This is a genomic window from Streptomyces sp. TE5632, assembly GCF_054061295.1.
The window spans coordinates 2,886,309-2,902,969 of record NZ_JBSSEA010000003.1; the positions used below are offsets into that span (position 1 = coordinate 2,886,309).

Below are 16,661 nucleotides of genomic sequence, written 5' to 3' on the forward strand. Positions count from 1 at the left end.
AACCTCATGGGGGTGTTCGTCTTCCTTCCGCTCGTTCTGCCGCTGACGGCATGGCCGATCGCCCGGCTCGCCGAACAGCATCTGCACCCGCGGACCGCGACCCGGATGCTGACCTGGGTCGCGGCGGTGATGGCGGTGTGCAGCACGGTGTGCCTGTGCCTGGTGATGGTGGTCGGCACCGCCACCCTGCCCGGCAATCCGCTGCCCGACGGCTGGTCGGACCCGGAGGTGCGGGCGGCGGTCCCCTACGACGAGGTCGTGGGCAAGGCGGCCATCCCGGCCCTGTGCGCGGTCCTGCTGGTCTGTGCGCGCACGCTGTGGCGGCACGGCCGCGCCCGCCGACGAGCCCACCGCGCCCTGGCCGGCCTGCCGGACACGGAGGTGGCGGTCCTGCCCGACGGCACCCCGTACGCGTACGCGCTCCCGGGCGGCGGTCCGAGCCGGGACCGGGTCGTGGTCACCACCGCTCTCCTCGACCGTCTGGACCCCGGCGAACGCCGTGCCCTGTTCGCCCATGAGCGCGCCCACCTGACCGCGCGCCATCACCGCTTCCTGCTGGCCGTCCGGCTGGCCGCGCACGCCAACCCGTTCCTGCGCCCGCTGCGTACGGCGGTGTCGTACGCGGCGGAACGCTGGGCGGACGAGGAGGCGGCCCGTACGGTCGGTGACCGCCGTACCGTCGCCACCGCCATCGGCAAGGCGGCGCTCGCCTCCCGGTCCGGCCCGCCCCCGCCGGCGTTCGTGGCGTCCGGAGCGCCGTTCGCGGCGCCGGGACCGGTTCCCCGCCGGGTGGCCGCGCTGCTCGCCCCGGCTCCGGCGACGGGGCCCTGGCCGACGGTGTTCACCTCGGTGGGCCTGGCCGTCTGGGGAGCGGCCGCCGGTACGGCCGTGTCGGCGATGTCCTCGGCCAACGCGGCCGTGACCCTGTTCTGGATCCTCCGCACGGCGACACCGCTGTGAGTGCGGCGGCCCTGGCCTTCGCGTTCTCCGGCTCCCTCACGGCTGCTGGTGCTGCTGGGGCGGCTGCCCGTACGGCTGCCCGCCGCCGGGACCGCCCGCGTCCTGCGCCTGCAACTGCTCGGCCTGCTCCTGGGAGAGCTTCGACTCCGCGCCGCAGAAGGTGCACTGGGTCGAGTACTTCGTCGAGACCGGGAACAGCGGCACGAAGAACAGGGTGAACTTCGTGACCCGCTTCCTGAGCGCGTGCGCGGAGGGATTCCCGCACTGGGTACACACCAGGGTCAGTATCGCGAGCTGGTACAGATACCCCTTGGTACCGAAGATGATCATGTGGTGCCCTTCCGTGAACGATGTTCGCCGCTGCCGCCGTCGCTGCCTCTGCTGCCACCATGTCACCGGCTGCCCCGGTGAGCTATCGGCAATGTGTCCTGAGCGAATCCGGCGGGTGCGGCGCGGAGCGTCGCCGGAGCGTTTCGCGGCGAAGCCGATCCCGCCGGGACGTCTCACCCCCGAGAAGGTCCGCCTCGCCCGGGGCAGTGACGGCGAGCTGGTCCCCGGAACCTGGCACGTCGCCGAGCTCGACGACGCCGACACCCTGGCCCACCTCGCCGCCTCTCCCACCGGCCTGCCCCGGATCCTCCGCCACCTGGTCCCGGCTCAGCCCTGGCCGGGAGCACGGCCGAACCCGTCGATTCAGCCGATTCAGCCGATTCAGGTGCGACAGGCGCAACAGGCGCGCTGGACCGTGCCGGAAGCCTGTAAGCCAGTTGGTGCCGGCCCTCCTCCTGGCCGGCGTGACGCCGTGGCGGGCGGCTTCCGGCGGAGCAGCCATGCCGGACCATCCGGTCAGGGGCCGGATTCGGCCCGCTGACCAGCAGTCGGGAGCGGAGGGTGTCGTACGCCCATCGCTCCCACTCGTCCGTCGGCCACGCGCGGTCGCGGGTCAGGACGAGGAAGAGCTCCGGACTGAGCAGGGCGTAGGGGGCGTCCGCCGTTTCTGCCGTCTTCATCCCGGACCGCCACCTCCTCGCCGTGGGCCCGGTGCGCCACAACCTGCGCGAGGTCGAGCCGGGGACCGCCGCTCGCATCCGCTCCGAAACGCGCGACGCCCTTGTGGAGTTCGAAACCACCGAAGGGGTCCGCACCCCCGGGCACGTGTGGATCGTCACCGCGTCCGCCGCAGGTCAGTGATGGGCGTGGACGACGGCGTGGCCCTTGCCGCGGCCGATCATCCACTTGTTGACCGGCGTGGTGATCACGAACGCCACGGCGAAGCCGCCGAGCAGCGCGTACCAGAACAGCCCGTCCGACAGTTGCGCCTCCATCGCTCCCGGCGTCAGCGCGACGATGGCGTTGTCGACCAGTTCCATGATGGCGATGGAGACGGTGTCGGCGGCCAGCGCCACCTTGACCGCGGCCTTCAGGGACAGCCCGGCGCGCATCACCGCGAAGAGGGTGAGGGAGTAGCCGAAGACGAAGGCCAGGGCGATGGCGAGGATCATGGTCGGTACGTTGCCCCACAGCAGGGCGGTGCCGATGACCATGCCGAGGATCTCGCCGATGGCGCACCCGGTGAGGCAGTGCAGCGTCGCCCTCACCGCCATCGCCCAGGACGCGGCGCTCGCGTGGCCGCCGTGGCCCATGAACTTCACCCCCTTCGCGTCCCACGAGGACCCTGGTGGCTCCAACGGTCCACCGTGTACCCCTCAGGGGTACCGGCAGTCGGCCGCCCGACCGCCCGCTCGACGGCTCGCCCGACGGGCTAGTCGCCCCCGCCGCCTCCACCGTCGCCGCCGCCCCCACCACCGCCGTCCCCGCCGTCCCCGCCGTCGGAACCCCAGCCGTCACCGCCGCCGCCACCGGGCTCGTTGTCGTCGCCGCCCCTGCCGAGATTGGTGAACCAGGGGCGGTCCCATCCCTCGTCGGCGGCGATCGGCTCACCCCCGTCCGCCGGGCGCCGCTCCGACCGGAACCGCGCCGACCCCGTCGTGTCCCCGAGCCCGAAGGCGACGGCGAAGGCGTGTGCCATGACGGCATCCAGCGGGTCGGGGCTCTCGTACCGCACGGGGCTCAGCGGCAGCAGGACCGTGTCCGGCGCGGGTGCCTGCCGGCGCGGGGGACGCGTCAGCAGGGCGACGCGGCGTTCGTCGCGCAGGAGCCACGAACTCGCCGAGTCCTCCCTCCGCAGCACCCAGTGCTGTCCGGGCAGCCGTGCCTCCACACAACTCTTGGACTTGCGCAGCCTCTTCCGGAGGCCGAGCTCCGCCGTCACCTCGCCGACCGTCAGGCGCAGTCCCTTGGACGGCTCGGGGGCGTCGCGGTCGAAGCCGTACGGCGCCCGGATCCGTACCGCGGGCGCGTGTGGCCCCCACACGTCCACGCGTATCAGACGCCGGTCCACAGCGACCGCGACCGGTCCGGCGGGCCCCGGCGCGAAGCGCCGCGCGATCCACAGCGGTACGCCCTCGGACCTGGCCCGGTCCGCGAGGGCGGCCACCGGGCCGGGCCCACCGCACTGCCGGACCGCGAGTTCCCCCAGCCGGTGGGCGAATTCGGCGGCCTGGCGCACTTTCACCGGCGTGGCGGTGCCGGTGACGCGGATCACCGGGACGACTCCGGGTCCCTGCGCAAGCCGCGCCAGCGAGCGCTCCGCCCCGCCGCCCCCGAGCCAGCACCCGCGCCGGAACGCCTCAGCCATGGCGCCGAGGTTCAGCTCGCTCAACGGAGTGACGCTCCCGCCCCTCCGCAGCCGGTCCTCGGTCAACCGCACGGTCCGCGCCAGCGGATTCCGCGACCGTTCGTCATAGAGCAGCGGCTGGCTCACACCATCTCCCCCTACCGAATGCCTGAATATCTGAACGCCTGCATGCCCCTGCTGCCTGCGGTGAGACCTCAGGACACCCCGATGGACGGACGGGCCACTCCGCCCGGGGTCGCCGGGCCGTCTTTCCCCGTGAGCACGAACATGTGTGGGCCGTCCTCCGTCAAAAGGGAATACAACCACGCAGAGTGTGCCCGACCCCCGGACGGTTCCCTGCGGACGGCCCGGTACGGGGTGAGCATCGCAGTGCCGGGGCCGTCGACCTTCTCGTGGCCGCAGCCGCGGAAGAAGCAGGACTCACGCTGCTGGGCGAACATCAGGCGGCGTTCCGGTGAGGCCGGCAGCCGGAAGTTCAGCTTCGACGTGTCTCCGGGCGACGTTCCCGGTGACTTGGGCCGGACCCGGCCTCCGCGCCGGACGGGGTTCCTGTGCGATGACCGCGCCGGTGGTGATGCCCGGCACCACGGCGACCGTCAGCACGTCGCCACCGGCCCCGGTCACCGGCGACCCCTCGCCTGCCGCCAGGGCCGCACCCACCAGTACCGGGGCGTTCCGGCTTCCTGTGCCGTTGCCCGGGATGCGAGGTGGTCACCTGCTGTTGGATGGTGGAGTCATGAACCATCACCAGCCCCTGCACTCGATCGACATCGACACCCGGCTCGTCACGACCGGTGCCGTGCTCACCGCGGCCGGTGCCGTGGTGGCGTGCACCGGCATGGGCATCATGGCCGTCGCCGTGTTCGCCGCAGGTCGGCGCATGGTCCGCGCCATGGACATGCCTCCGGCCCAGCAGGCGGCCATGAAATGGCGGCAGGCCAAGGAGGCGTCCCGAGCGGGCATGCAGGCCTGGCAGTCCGCTTCCGGCGACCAGAACGGTTCGCTCGCCCCCTAGCCCAGGCCCAGCCCCAGCCCATGGCTGTGTGAGGTGCGGAAGGAGAGCTACCGCAACCGCCGACGCCTGCGGAAGCACTCGGAGCGGAGCTGTCCAGCACAACCTGGGGTTCGCCATCGGCGAGCTCGAACGCCACGGGTGGCACCGTCGCCGTGTTCGTCAAGGGCTGTGGGGGCCTCGTATGCCGGGGCGTTGTCGGCGCTGAGCGCGTTCTCCCGCAGGCCCGGTTCGGTACGGAGCGTCCTGGTGAACCAGTCGCCGTAGCGGTTTCCCAGAAACGGGGCCGTGGCGCCGTGGAGGAGAACGCTCAGGCCCACGGTCACGGCGATGACGCCGTTCAGCAGCGTCATCCCGGGCAGGTGCTCCTCGAAGGCCAGCAGGCCGAAGACCAGGGAGGCGAGCCCGCGCGGACCGAACCACCCGATGTAGGCGACGGACGCGGCCCGCAGACCGGTGCCGGCCATGGCCAGAGCGACTGGCAGCATCCGGACCGCGGTCAGGCTGATCAGCGCGTAGACCACCATCCGCCACGTCAGGTGCTGAAGGGCCGGCCCCAGGATGGCCGCGCCGAAGACCAGGAAGCTCACCGAGGCGAGCAGGAGCCCGAGCCGCTCGCTGAACTTCGCGCTCTGCGCGGGACCAGGGCCTTCGGCGCGAGCGACATGTCCTGACGGCGCGCCACGCAGCCGGCTTCCGAAGGCCAGACCGGCGACCCAGGCACCGATGAAGCCGCTGCCTTCGGCCGCGGCGCACAACGCGTAGGTGATCACGGGAACGGCGAACGTCAGGAACTGCCGCCACGCAGGAGTGCTCCAGTCCCGAGCGACCGACCGACGCAACACGTCCGCCCCGGCCCAACCGGCAACGAGTCCGATCGCACCGCTCAGCAGCAGCGCACGCAGGAACGTCACGACGACGCCCGGATGCCCCTCCCCCTCGCCCGCCGCCGCCAGCGCCAGCACGAAGAACGGGAGCACCAGACCGTCGTTCAGACCCGATTCGACGCCCAGGCCGCCTCGGACCAGCGCCGGGACCCGCTCGTTGGAGAAAGCCTGCTGCCCGAGCGCGGCATCCGTCGGAGCCAGGATGACGCCGACCAACGCCAGCTCCCACACCCCCAGACCGGGCAGGAGGGGCCAGGCCACCAACCACCCCAGCGCCATCGTGACGGGCAGCCCGACCACGAGCAGCCGCAACGGCAGGAACCCCTCCCTGCGCAGGTCCTCGATCCTGATCGCCGCCGCGTCCGTGAACAGCACAAGGACGAGCGCGCTCTCCAACAGCGTCCGGATGACCTCCGGATCCCGGTCCGCGTTCAGCAGGTCCAGGCCCACAGGCCCGATCACCAGCCCGCACAAGACGAACACCAGGGGTCCGGACAGCACCGTCGTCGACAGCCGCCGCGAGAGCGCCCCGTAGCCGACGACCAGGCCACCGGCCACCACCACACCCCACTGGCTCATCCGCACTCCTCACCCGGGACCAGGGTGACCACCCGGGCAGCCGTGCCGGGGCGACGCGCCCCGTGCCCGACCACGCCACCCACCACGGTCACCCAGTGGCACGACCACTCACTCTACGTGTCGATCCGGTCGGGCTGGGGACTCTCGGTCCTGGCACGCAGAGCCGGAAAGGGGAACTTCAGTCACCGACTGCAACCTTTTTCCGACCACCAGACCGTGTTTGGCGTCGGCCTGTTCCGCACCGACCTGGACGGCGGGACCGGTGAATGGTGCGAGCGCTGTCCGAAGCCGGCCCTGGCCGCAGTTCCGTGAACGCGGCGGTCACGTTCTGGGCGGTGTCATGCTGGGTGCACCGGAGCAGAGGGAGGGGCAGATGGCGGGGAGCAGTGGTGGTGGGGCGGGGCTTGATGCACGGCCCTGGTATGCCGCGAATGAAGCCCTGGCGTTTCTGTTGGAGCTTGCCGCGTTGGGCTGCCTGGGCTGGTGGGGATTCCACACGGGCCCCGAGGGCGTCTTCCGAATCCTGCTCGGCGTGGGAACACCTCTGCTGGCCGTCGTGGTCTGGGCGCTGTTCGCCGCACCCCGGGCGCGGTGGCGGCCGCGGCTTCCGCTCGTCCTGGTGGTGAAGGCCCTGGTGCTCGGCGGTGGCGCCGCTGCTCTGTACGGAGTGGGACACCCCGTCGCGGCAGGCGCCATGGCGGTCGTGACGATCGCCAACACCACGGTGGCCGAGACCTCCCGCGCCCTCCCCGTCGACCGTGGCGCCGAACCGGGTGCGGCAGGGTGACGGGAGCCCTTCGGGTGCCGGGATGTGAAGCCGGCTCCCGAACGGCTCCCAAAACGTCCCCCGGTACCACTCAGGGGCCCGACCCGCGCTGCGGGTCGGGCCCCTGAGTGGTACTTCACTGTCGGGGTGGCGGGATTTGAACCCACGACCTCTTCGTCCCGAACGCGATTCGGGCCCGGGAGCCAGATCACCCAATCGCAGCCTGACCTGCGCCCGGCAGCGCGAGATCTCCATTAGCGTCCGGGACCGTCCACTGCCGGTCGCCCGGGTTGGCCCCACGTTTGGCCCCCATGCTTCCCCTCCGAGCCAGGGTGGGCTCGGTGCTGGCCGCTAGCCCGTGAACGGACGGGCGCGTCAGCGACGCGCCACGACCCGCGACCTCAGACCGGTCATCCGATTAGCCCGTTGTGGGAGGGCCGTATGGGGTGATTGATCAAGATGTCCGAACGGATCAGTGAAGGGAGCATCGTGGGTGGTGTCGGCCCCGTGCGTTTGGCAGTGGTGCTGTTTCTGATCGCCGTAGGCGTTGTGCTCGCGGCCTACGGGTGGCGCATGGCAAAGAAGGGTCCAGAAGGAACGACCGCACGCGTAGAAGTTCTTTCCGGTATCGGCGGCGGTCTGATTACGGGCTTCGCGGTCGGTCTGAGCGTGCTGTTCTTGGAGAAGGGGTTCGTCGCCGCGCAGGAGCGAGCAGTCTGGCGCGCCAATGTGGAGATCGCCGAGAGTATCCCTGGGTTCACCCCCGGGAAGCGGTCACTGGACGGTATGCACTTCACCGGCAAGAAGCTGAAGGGCGCCGACTTCAGCGACCTCGACCTGCAGGGTGTGATCTTCCGTGACGCTGAGCTTCTGGGTGCAGACTTTGACGGCGCTGATCTGCGCCGCGCTGACTTCACCGGCGCCAATCTGGAGACCGCTACCTTCCGAAGGGCCGACCTCTCCGAGGCTCTGCTACTCAGTGCCAATCTCGGCCGTGCGGACATGAGAGGGGTCAAGTCCGTGCGTGCAGCGCAGGTGAACGCGAAAACATGCTGGCCGACCGAGCGCTTCCAGGGATTCAAAGACCTCAGAGCAGATGCCAGACCGATGAATTGGTACAACGACGAGGGTAAAAACATTAAAGGCAGTGGAACCATTGGGCCATGCCCCGGTTGGACACCTTAGTGACCCGCCACGCCCCCCCCGACGCCGTCCGCCAGTCCCGGGCTGAGGAGGCCTCTTTCTGGTTCGTTTGCGTCATGACTTCTCCCTCGTGCGTGTTTGGGAAGAACCCTTGAGGCGGTGCCCAGGCGGCGCGAGCCGGAGCAGCCGACTGGGCTAGGTACAGGACGGTCCGGGCTTTACTTCTAGACCGCTTGCTCCCGAACGCGACCAGGGCCCGTGTGACCTGGATTCGGAGCGCTGACCTGTGTGCTCGTCGTCTGCCACTGTCCATGTCAGTCCGAGGTGGTCTTGGTTCGGCTGCTTCGTTTGGCCCCGCCCGTCCGCACCCGGCAACAGCGGCGCTATCCGCTTCCACGCCGCACCCGTCAACTCCCCGTGACCCACCACAAGATCAATTATTGGGCGGGGAGTCAATGCCGCGGATAGGTGGTGTAGATGGTGGCCGGCTCGGATGGCAACGGCCGATCCGGGGACAACCGCGGCAGATCGTAGGCAGGTATCAGGAAACTGCTGTAACTGGCCGGGGCAGAGCTCTCCGCCCAGAACACCCCGCCAGCAATCACGTGGCCGTTGCTGCCGGGGCCGGCCTCCAGAATGAATGCGCGCCAGTCGCGCCAAGGGCGAGGATCCGCAGCCCTTAGCTGTTCCTCTTCCGGTCCAGAAGGCAGGCGTACGGTCAGCGACTGGTAGTGGTCGCGGATCGAGAGTGCGCCGACATCTGTGAACAGAACCTCCAACGTAGTCGGCAGCCCAGCGTCGGTGTCCCGCTCACCGCGAAACAGCACCTGGCTGTGCCCGACGATGTACGTGAAGAGGCGCAAGGGCCGCTCGAAGGAAACAGGCAGGTCCACCAACTCGGTCCGTTGCCCCGACACAAGAGCCCTCCACCTCTGCACCCAATGACGCCTCGCCCTCTGGGTTTCTGTCACAGGGCGCCGAAGCGGCGCCACTCTACCCACTGGTCGGTCGGGCAGTCGCTGCCCAGTTCGGCATCCGCGTCGCGATCTCGTCGAAGTAGCCCACCTGCTCGATCCCGTGCGACGCGAGATACCGGGTGGTCCCCTCAGGGCGCCATCGGCAAGAACCGCTCGGTGGCGAACAAGCACCTGATCCCATTCATCGGCAAAGCCAAACTGAAAGACCTCAAAGCGGACGACGTCGACGACTGGCTGGACGGGAGAACCGAATTTCTGGCAACGCACAGTCTCCGCGACCTGCTTGCCATCCTGCGTCGATCCATCGAGCACGCGCAGCGCAGGGACAAGGCCGCGCGGAACGTCGCCCTGCTCGTCACGGTTCCGGAAGGGCGGCTGGGGCGTCTCAGCAAAGCCTTGAACCTGAAGCAGGCGGAAGCGGTGCTCGCCGCGGCTCGCCCGTCACGGCTGTACGCCTACCTCGTGCTCTCACTTCTCAGTGGCGTACGCATGGAGGAGGCGCGGCCCCTCACCCGGGATCGCGTCTTCCTGGAGACGGAGGACAACACCCCGCCTCACGTCGCCGTGTGGCGATCGGTGCGCAAGCACGGCGAGACCAAGACCTGGAAGAGCCGACGGACCATCGCTCTGCCGAAGCAGGTGGTCGACGTCCTCGAAGAACACAAGCGGTGGCAGAAGCAGGAGAGGGCGTCCCGAGGGATGGAGCGGAGTCCGGCCGGCCGCGTCTTCACGACGCGGTCCGGTGAGCCGCTCGACGCTGCCAACGTGCGGCGGGACTTCAAGGCCATCGTGAAGAAGGTGAGGCTGGCGGGCTGAGTGGACGCCGCGCGAGCTGCGGCACAGCTTCGTCTCGCTGCTCTCGGACCGTGGCATCCCGTTGGAGCGCATCGCGCAGCTTGTCGGGCACACCGGCCAGGCGACGACGGAGGCCGTCTACCGCAAGCAGCTCCGGCCGGTCATCACGGAGGGCGCGGAGGTCATGGACGTGATCTTCGCCCAACGACGCGCGGCGACCGCCCGCGAGGCTTGATCAGAAACCTTTGGCCCCCTGTTCGGCCCCCCGAGCACGACAGAGGCCCATTCACGATCACGTGAATGGGCCTCTGACCTGTGTCGGGGTGGCGGGATTTGAACCCACGACCTCTTCGTCCCGAACGAAGCGCGCTGCCAAGCTGCGCCACACCCCGATTGTCGCTGCTCTCGCGGCGACGACGTTTACTTTAGCCCACTGGTGGCTGGAGGCGAAATCCGGTTTAGGTGCCGCGGCTGGACACGCGGGGGGCCGACGGCGCCGGTCGGTGCCGTCGGCCCCCCGCGGGACGCACGTGCTCCGCTACTTCCGGCTCACCAGGGTCATCAGCGTCGCCTCCGGGGGGCAGGCGAAGCGGACCGGGGTGTAGCGGTTGGTGCCGCAGCCCGCGGAGACGTGGAGGTAGGACGTGCGGCCCTCGGACGTGTGGGTGGACAGGCCCTTCACCCGGTCGGTGTCCAGGTCGCAGTTGGTGACCAGGGCGCCGTAGAAGGGGATGCAGAGCTGGCCGCCGTGGGTGTGACCGGCCAGGACCAGGGGGTAGCCGTCGGACGTGAAGGAGTCCAGGACGCGCAGGTAGGGGGCGTGGACGACGCCCATCGAGAAGTCCGCCGCGTTCGACGGGCCGCCCGCCACCTCCGTGTAGCGGTCCCGCTTGATGTGCGGGTCGTCCAGGCCGGTCAGCTCGACCGTGACGCCCTCGACCTTCAGGGTGCCCCTGGTGTTCGTGAGGTTCAGCCAGCCCGCGCCGTCGAAGCCGTCCCGCAGGTCCTCCCACGGGTTGTGGATCACGCCGACGGCCGGGGCGTTGCCGTTCAGGCCGTGCCGGCCCGTGGCCTTCTCGATCAGGTAGCGGGCGGGGTTGCGCAGCTTGGGGCCGTAGTAGTCGTTGGAGCCGAAGACGTACGCGCCCGGGAACTCCATCAGCGGGCCCAGTGCGTCCAGGACCTCCGGTACGCCCTCGGGGTCGGACAGGTTGTCGCCCGTGTTGATCACGAAGTCGGGACGCAGTCCCGCCAGCGAGCGCAGCCAGCGCTGCTTCTTGCGCTGGCCGCTCACCAGGTGGATGTCGGAGACCTGCAGCACACGCAGGGGGCGCATCCCGGCGGGCAGGACGGGGATCGTCACCCGTCGCAGCCGGAAGGAGCGGGCCTCGAAGCCCGCCGCGTACACCAGCCCGGCGGCGCCGGCCGCCGTGATTCCCAGGGGGATTCCGTATCGCGCGCGCATGCGCCCATCGTGTCAGACCCGGGGCGGGGTGTGTCCCGCGGTCCCTTCTTCCCGGTGATGCGGCGGGGCTTGAGGGTTCGTCCGAACGTCCCCTGGAACGGCGGGCGTTAAATGTACGGGCGTCTTTCCGCCTGTTCCTGCGACAATCAAGGCATGACCACGCTCAAGTCGAAGCTGCAGGACGACCTCAACGCTGCGATCAGGGAGCGCGACGAGCTCAGCTCCTCGACGCTCCGGCTGACGCTCACCGCGATCACCAAGGAGGAGGTCGCGGGGAAGGAGAAGCGTCAGCTCTCCGACGACGAGGTGCTCAAGGTGATCACCCGTGAGGCGAAGAAGCGCCGTGAGGCGGCGGACGCCTTCGCGCAGGGTGGGCGTCCCGAGCAGGCCGAGCGGGAGAAGGCGGAGGGCGAGTTCCTGGCGCGGTATCTGCCCCAGCAGATGTCCGAGGAGGAGTTGAACGCGATCGTCGCCCAGGCCGTCGAGGAGGCGAAGGCGGCAGGCGCCGAGGGCCCGCGGGCCATGGGGGCGGTCATGAAGATCGTCAACCCCAAGGTGGCCGGGCAGGCCGAGGGCGGCCGGGTGGCCGCCGCGGTGAAGAAGCTGCTCGCCGGCTGATCTGCCGGTCCGGTCAGTCAGCCGGTCAGCCGCCCGGCCCGTCGGATACGGCGGATGACAGCGGAGGGCCCCTCGTTCCCGTGATGGGAAGGAGGGGCCCTCCGCTGTCGTCGGACCAGGGGCGCAGGCCGTCAGCGCCGTCCTCCGGGACCGTTGCCCGGGCCCTGGAAGAAGCCCTCCGGGAGGGAGAAGGTCGGGTCCGGTTCGGCGCCGCCGCCGTTCTGGCCACCGCCGCCGGTCTGGCCACCGTTGCCGCCGGTCAGGCCGCCGATGAAACCGTCGTTGCCGCCGTTGCCGCCGCCACGGCCGTCGTTGCCGCGGTTGCCGTCGCCGCGGTCGTCGCCGTCCTCGTCGTCACGATCACGGTCCTTGTCGCGCTTTTCGGGGTCCGGGATGTGGATGAGGTTGAACTCGGGGGCGTCCTTGCCGTTCAGCGCGCCGCTCATCATGTCGCGCCAGATCGGGCCGGGCACCTGACCACCGAACACCTTGGCGTGCCAGGTTCCGCCGATCGAGATGTCGACCATCTTCCGCTTGTGCGCGGGGTCGCCGACCCACACCGCACCGGCCATGTTCGGCGTGTGGCCCACGAACCAGGCGGCGTAGCGGAAGTCCGTCGTACCGGTCTTGCCCGCGCTCGGGCGGCTGCCGAGACCGGCCTCCGTACCCGTACCGTCCTCGACCACGCCCCTGAGGAGCGTGTTGATGGTGTCGGCGGTCTTCTCCGACATCGCACGCGAGCACGTCGACTTCGGGACCGGGAGCGACTTCGACTTGTCGCCGACGCGCTGGCTGATGGACTCGATGGCGATCGGCGTGCAGTACATGCCGCGTGAGGCGAAGGCGGCGTAGCCGTTCGCCATGGTCAGCGGGGACACCTCCTGGGTGCCGAGCGCGATGGACGGCGCCTGGGCCAGCTTTCCGCCGTCGGCCCGCTCGACGCCCATCTTCTTGGACATCTCCGTCACCGGGCAGATGCCGATCTCGCTGATCATCTCGATGTAGTAGGTGTTGACCGACTTCGCGGTCGCCTCCTTCATGGCGTAGGGGCCGACCTCCGCCTCGTTCTCGTTCTCGACCGGAACGCCCTTCTCGTTCCACGTCTTGCCGTCGCAGGCCGCGACCGGACTCGGGTAGTCCATCTGGTACGGCGAGGCGTACGACTTGGTCGGGGGCATCCCGCCCTCGAGAGCCGCCGCCGCGACGATCGGCTTGAACGTCGAACCGGGCTGGAAGCCGGCGCCGCCGCCCATGCCCAGGTCCACGGAGAGGTTGATCTGCGTCTCGTTCTTGCCGAAGCCGTACGGCCGGGACTGGCCCATCGCGAGGATCTTGCCGGTGCCCGGCTCCACGATGGTGGCGGCGGTCGCGACCTCGTCGGTCTTGTTGACGTGCTGCTTGACCGAGCTCTGGGTGGCTTCCTGCGCCTGCGGGTCCAGGGTCGTACGGATCGTCAGGCCGCCCCGGTTCCAGATCTTGGCCCGCGACTCCTTGGTCTTGCCGAAGACCGGGTCGCTCAGGAACACCTCACGCACGTAGTCGCAGAAGAAGCCCGCGCCCTTGACCGCCGTGATGCAGCCGTTGTTCGGCTTGCTGACCTTCAGTCCCAGCGGCGCCTTCGACGCCTTGGCGGCCTCCTCCTGGGAGATGTCGCCGACCTGGGCCATCCGCGCCAGGACGACATTGCGCCGCTTGGTGGCCTCCGTCTCGTCGTTGACCGGGTCGTACCGGCTCGGCGACTGGACGAGGCCCGCGAGGAGGGCGGACTCCTGGAGGTTGAGGTCCTTGGCGGACTTGGAGAAGTAGCGCTGGGCGGCGGCCTCGACACCGTAGGCCTGCTGACCGAAGAACGTGATGTTCAGGTAGTTCTCGAGGATCTTCTTCTTGCCCAGCTCCTCCTCGACCTGGATCGCGAACTTCAGCTCGCGGATCTTGCGGCCGATCGTCTGCTGGGTGGCCTGCGCGACCTTCGTCGGGTCGTCGCCGGCCTCCTCCACGAAGACGTTCTTCACGTACTGCTGCGTCAGGGTGGACGCGCCCTCGGAGACGCCGCCGCTCTGCGCGTTGCGGTTCATTGCGCGCAGTACGCCCTTCAGGTCGACCGCGCCGTGCTCGTAGAAGCGCGAGTCCTCGATCGCGACGATCGCCTTCTGGAGGTGCGGCGAGATGTCCTTGAGGTCGACCACCGTGCGGTCGCGCGAGTAGACGGTGGCGATCTGACCGCCCTTCGCGTCCAGGATGGTGGTGCGCTGGCTCAGCGGGGGCGTTTTGAGGTTGGCGGGGAGCTCGTCGAAACTCTCCACCGAACCCTTGGCGGCCAGGCCCAGCGCACCCACGGCGGGCAGTGCGATACCGGCCAGGACGGCACCCGCGAGGACACTGACACCGAGGAACTTGGTGGCCTGCTGCGTTGGCGACAGACCACCGCCCGAGCGCTTCTTTGGCATGGGAGCAGCCTACGTTCTCATTTGCCGGACAGGCGTACAGGCCTTGGCCTAAGCTGCTCACAACTGTCACAGCAGCGAGGTCACGTATCAATACGTCCGGCAACCCCGAATCGTTCCGGATCTTCTCGACTTTCTTTGTCGGGGTGTGGTGGGTGCGTGTCCGAATCCGCCTCGTGTGTCACTTGGTGTCCGTTGTGGCGTAATGGAATTGACCCGAAACGCCGGGGTTGTCGCGCATGTCGTCAGGTCACTCCCCCGGGTGATCTGCCGCTTACCCATAGTCCGTTCGGGCCATTCAAGATTGGGCCCGCTGGGGGTGTTGCGCTGTGCCCACCTTCCGTAACGTCCTCAACTGGCGGCGGTGAATATGCCGCTGCCGCCGTGGGGGAGCCTCGATTCGGGAGAGGACGGCGCCGGTATGGGCTGGGTTACCGACTGGAGTGCGCAGGCTGCCTGCCGCACTACTGATCCGGATGAACTGTTCGTTCAAGGAGCAGCGCAGAACAGGGCCAAGGCGGTGTGCACCGGATGCCCGGTGCGTACGGAGTGCCTGGCCGACGCGCTCGACAACCGCGTCGAGTTCGGCGTGTGGGGAGGCATGACGGAACGTGAGCGCCGCGCACTGCTGCGCCGGCGGCCCACCGTGACGTCCTGGCGCCGGCTGCTGGAGACCGCGCGCACGGAGTACGAGCGGGGGACGGACGTCGTGCCCCTCGACGACGACGAGGCGTACGCGAACTACGCGGCGGTGAGCTGAGGGCTCTCGGGGGGTCCTCGGCGGGGCGTCTCGGGCTGTGTCGGGGCGCCTTGGGCCGTCTCGGCGTGGGGTGGTTCGGCGTGCGTCAGGCGGTCGCCTCGGGTGAGGGGGGCGCCTCGGGTGTCTCGGGCAGCTCCGGCCTGTTGGTCGCGAGCCGGTCGCCGATCTCCCGCAGGCCCGTGAGGTCGTGCACGTCGCCGGGCAGCGCGGCCACTTCCGTCACCGCCACCTCGGGATGGAGCGCGGTGAAGCGGTCACGTGTGCGCTGCTCGCGTGAGAGCAGCCGCATCCGCTCGGCGTGCAGTCTCAGCAGGCCCGCGGTGAGCTGGCCGACGGACCGCTCCGCGTCCACCCCGTCGGTGTCTGTGTCGGTGGTGCCGGTGCTGCTGCCGGTGTGTGTGTCCGTGTCGTCCGCGGTGGCGGGGGAGCCTCCGTCGAGGACGTCTGAACTGGCTTGTGTGTCGGGGGAGTTACGAACTCCAGCTTTCCCGTCCTCCTGATCCACAATGCGGGAGTCCTCAAGATTTTCCGCGGCGGCGAGTGCCCGCTCGGCCGACAGCCGGTCGGCGCCGCTGCCATGGACCCGGTTGAGCACCAGACCGGCCAGCGGCATGTCCTCCGCGGCCAGCCGTTCCACGAAGTACGCGGCCTCGCGCAGCGCGTCCCGCTCCGGGGCCGCGACCACCAGGAACGCCGTCCCGGGCGCCTGGAGCAGTTTGAACGTGGCGTCCGCGCGCGTACGGAACCCGCCGAACATGGAGTCCATCGCCGCCACGAACGTCTGTACGTCCCGCAGCAGTTGCCCCCCGAGCACCTTCCCCAGGACGCCGGTCATCATGGACATCCCGACGTTCAGGAACTTCATCCCCGCACGGCCGCCGACCTTCGCCGGGGTCAGCAGGACGCGGATGAGCTTGCCGTCGAGGAAGGACCCGAGCCGCTTGGGCGCGTCCAGGAAGTCCAGCGCGGAGCGGGAGGGCGGTGTGTCGACGACGATGAGGTCCCACTCGTCGCGGGCCCGCAGCTGCCCCAGCTTCTCCATCGCCATGTACTCCTGCGTGCCCGCGAAGCCCGCCGAGAGGGACTGGTAGAAGGGGTTGCCGAGGATCGCGGAGGCGCGCTCCGGGTCCGCGTGCGCCTCGACGATCTCGTCGAAGGTGCGCTTCATGTCGAGCATCATGGCGTGCAGTTCGCCGCCGGCGGAGTCGTCGATGCCCTTCACCCGGCGGGGGATGTTGTCGAGCGAGTCGATGCCCATGGACTGGGCGAGCCTGCGGGCGGGGTCGATGGTGAGGACGACCACCTTGCGTCCCCGTTCGGCCGCGCGCAGTCCCAGGGCCGCGGCGGTGGTCGTCTTGCCGACCCCGCCCGAGCCGCAGCACACCACGATCCGGGTGGTCCGGTCCTCGATCAGCGGGTCGATGTCGAGCGTGCGCACGGGGGAGAGGTGGTGGCGGGCCGGGTGGGCCGGATCGTGCGCGCGCGGGTGCGCCGGTTCCGGATGACGACTCATGACATCCCCTGCTTCCGATACTTCCGACTCGTGACGGGCATGGC

Annotated in this window: 17 protein-coding genes, 1 tRNA gene and 2 pseudogenes; 10 read left to right on the forward strand and 10 right to left on the reverse strand. The window is 69.6% G+C overall.

All coding sequences use genetic code 11. From position 1 onward, the window contains the following. Positions 1-6: 6 nt before the first annotated feature. Positions 7-960: a M56 family metallopeptidase gene (locus ACVW19_RS18395; RefSeq protein WP_457460441.1), complete on the forward strand. Its 954-nt coding sequence runs from the start codon at positions 7-9 to the stop codon at positions 958-960. Positions 961-996: 36 nt separating this feature from the next. On the opposite strand, the gene ACVW19_RS18400 is transcribed toward ACVW19_RS18395, so the two are convergent. Continuing rightward, on the reverse strand, positions 997-1,290 hold the full coding sequence (locus ACVW19_RS18400) for a zinc-ribbon domain-containing protein (RefSeq protein ID WP_457460442.1): 294 nt from the start codon (positions 1,288-1,290) through the stop codon (positions 997-999). 711 nt (positions 1,291-2,001) lie between these two features. On the opposite strand from ACVW19_RS18400, the gene ACVW19_RS18405 reads away from it, so the two are divergent. Continuing rightward, the gene (locus tag ACVW19_RS18405; protein ID WP_457460443.1) at positions 2,002-2,151 is read left to right on the forward strand and encodes a hypothetical protein; all 150 of its coding nucleotides are present in this window, start codon (positions 2,002-2,004) and stop codon (positions 2,149-2,151) included. Here the strand turns inward: ACVW19_RS18405 and ACVW19_RS18410 are convergent. Together ACVW19_RS18410 and ACVW19_RS18415 are read right to left on the reverse strand one after the other, a co-directional pair. Continuing rightward, positions 2,145-2,603 carry a DUF4396 domain-containing protein gene (locus ACVW19_RS18410; RefSeq protein WP_457464662.1) on the reverse strand — a complete coding sequence of 153 codons (459 nt, stop codon included), beginning with the start codon at positions 2,601-2,603 and terminating at the stop codon, positions 2,145-2,147. The genes ACVW19_RS18405 and ACVW19_RS18410 overlap by 7 nt on opposite strands. A gap of 119 nt (positions 2,604-2,722) precedes the next feature. After that, the gene (locus ACVW19_RS18415; protein WP_457460444.1) at positions 2,723-3,784 is read right to left on the reverse strand and encodes a hypothetical protein; all 1,062 of its coding nucleotides are present in this window, start codon (positions 3,782-3,784) and stop codon (positions 2,723-2,725) included. A gap of 227 nt (positions 3,785-4,011) precedes the next feature. Between ACVW19_RS18415 and ACVW19_RS18420 the strand changes: the two are divergent. Both ACVW19_RS18420 and ACVW19_RS18425 read left to right on the forward strand, forming a co-directional pair. After that, positions 4,012-4,089, forward strand: a pseudogene (locus tag ACVW19_RS18420) (PIN domain nuclease); the annotation flags it as partial. A 305-nt stretch (positions 4,090-4,394) separates the two neighbouring features. Then, the gene (locus tag ACVW19_RS18425; RefSeq protein ID WP_457460445.1) at positions 4,395-4,673 is read left to right on the forward strand and encodes a hypothetical protein; all 279 of its coding nucleotides are present in this window, start codon (positions 4,395-4,397) and stop codon (positions 4,671-4,673) included. A 47-nt stretch (positions 4,674-4,720) separates the two neighbouring features. Here ACVW19_RS18425 and ACVW19_RS18430 read toward each other — a convergent pair whose 3' ends face one another. Next, a complete protein-coding gene (locus ACVW19_RS18430) occupies positions 4,721-6,136 on the reverse strand; it encodes a cation:proton antiporter (protein WP_457460446.1) in 1,416 nt (471 codons plus the stop codon). Positions 6,137-6,509: 373 nt separating this feature from the next. Between ACVW19_RS18430 and ACVW19_RS18435 the strand changes: the two genes are divergently transcribed. Together ACVW19_RS18435 and ACVW19_RS18440 are read left to right on the forward strand one after the other, a co-directional pair. Next, entirely contained in the window at positions 6,510-6,923 is a 414-nt protein-coding gene (locus ACVW19_RS18435; RefSeq protein ID WP_457460447.1) for a YrdB family protein, read from the forward strand. Positions 6,924-7,361: 438 nt separating this feature from the next. After that, positions 7,362-8,087, forward strand: coding sequence for a pentapeptide repeat-containing protein (locus tag ACVW19_RS18440; protein WP_457460448.1), 726 nt, complete (start codon positions 7,362-7,364; stop codon positions 8,085-8,087). A gap of 410 nt (positions 8,088-8,497) precedes the next feature. Here ACVW19_RS18440 and ACVW19_RS18445 read toward each other — a convergent pair whose 3' ends face one another. Together ACVW19_RS18445 and ACVW19_RS18450 are read right to left on the reverse strand one after the other, a co-directional pair. Continuing rightward, positions 8,498-8,938: a hypothetical protein gene (locus tag ACVW19_RS18445; RefSeq protein ID WP_457460449.1), complete on the reverse strand. Its 441-nt coding sequence runs from the start codon at positions 8,936-8,938 to the stop codon at positions 8,498-8,500. A gap of 136 nt (positions 8,939-9,074) precedes the next feature. After that, a pseudogene (locus ACVW19_RS18450) lies at positions 9,075-9,152 on the reverse strand (GntR family transcriptional regulator); the annotation flags it as partial. Positions 9,153-9,178: 26 nt separating this feature from the next. Here ACVW19_RS18450 and ACVW19_RS18455 point away from each other — a divergent pair. Both ACVW19_RS18455 and ACVW19_RS18460 read left to right on the forward strand, forming a co-directional pair. Continuing rightward, a complete protein-coding gene (locus ACVW19_RS18455) occupies positions 9,179-9,838 on the forward strand; it encodes a hypothetical protein (RefSeq protein WP_457460450.1) in 660 nt (219 codons plus the stop codon). Between the two features lie 55 nt (positions 9,839-9,893). After that, positions 9,894-10,052 (forward strand): hypothetical protein, encoded by a 159-nt coding sequence (locus tag ACVW19_RS18460; protein ID WP_457464664.1) that lies wholly within the window; start codon positions 9,894-9,896, stop codon positions 10,050-10,052. A gap of 83 nt (positions 10,053-10,135) precedes the next feature. Here the strand turns inward: ACVW19_RS18460 and ACVW19_RS18465 are convergent. Next, positions 10,136-10,209 (reverse strand) — tRNA-Pro (locus tag ACVW19_RS18465). A 146-nt stretch (positions 10,210-10,355) separates the two neighbouring features. Next, positions 10,356-11,282 carry a metallophosphoesterase gene (locus ACVW19_RS18470; protein ID WP_457460451.1) on the reverse strand — a complete coding sequence of 309 codons (927 nt, stop codon included), beginning with the start codon at positions 11,280-11,282 and terminating at the stop codon, positions 10,356-10,358. Positions 11,283-11,435: 153 nt separating this feature from the next. Here ACVW19_RS18470 and ACVW19_RS18475 point away from each other — a divergent pair, with 153 nt between their 5' ends. Then, positions 11,436-11,900 carry a GatB/YqeY domain-containing protein gene (locus tag ACVW19_RS18475; protein ID WP_457460452.1) on the forward strand — a complete coding sequence of 155 codons (465 nt, stop codon included), beginning with the start codon at positions 11,436-11,438 and terminating at the stop codon, positions 11,898-11,900. A 131-nt stretch (positions 11,901-12,031) separates the two neighbouring features. Here ACVW19_RS18475 and ACVW19_RS18480 read toward each other — a convergent pair whose 3' ends face one another. After that, positions 12,032-14,347, reverse strand: a complete 2,316-nt coding sequence (locus ACVW19_RS18480; RefSeq protein WP_457460453.1) for a transglycosylase domain-containing protein — start codon at positions 14,345-14,347, stop codon at positions 12,032-12,034. 418 nt (positions 14,348-14,765) lie between these two features. Here ACVW19_RS18480 and wblA point away from each other — a divergent pair, with 418 nt between their 5' ends. After that, positions 14,766-15,104, forward strand: a complete 339-nt coding sequence (wblA, locus tag ACVW19_RS18485) for a transcriptional regulator WblA (RefSeq protein ID WP_457464666.1) — start codon at positions 14,766-14,768, stop codon at positions 15,102-15,104. A gap of 85 nt (positions 15,105-15,189) precedes the next feature. Here wblA and ACVW19_RS18490 read toward each other — a convergent pair whose 3' ends face one another. After that, entirely contained in the window at positions 15,190-16,617 is a 1,428-nt protein-coding gene (locus ACVW19_RS18490; protein ID WP_457460454.1) for an ArsA family ATPase, read from the reverse strand. Positions 16,618-16,661 lie beyond the last annotated feature (44 nt).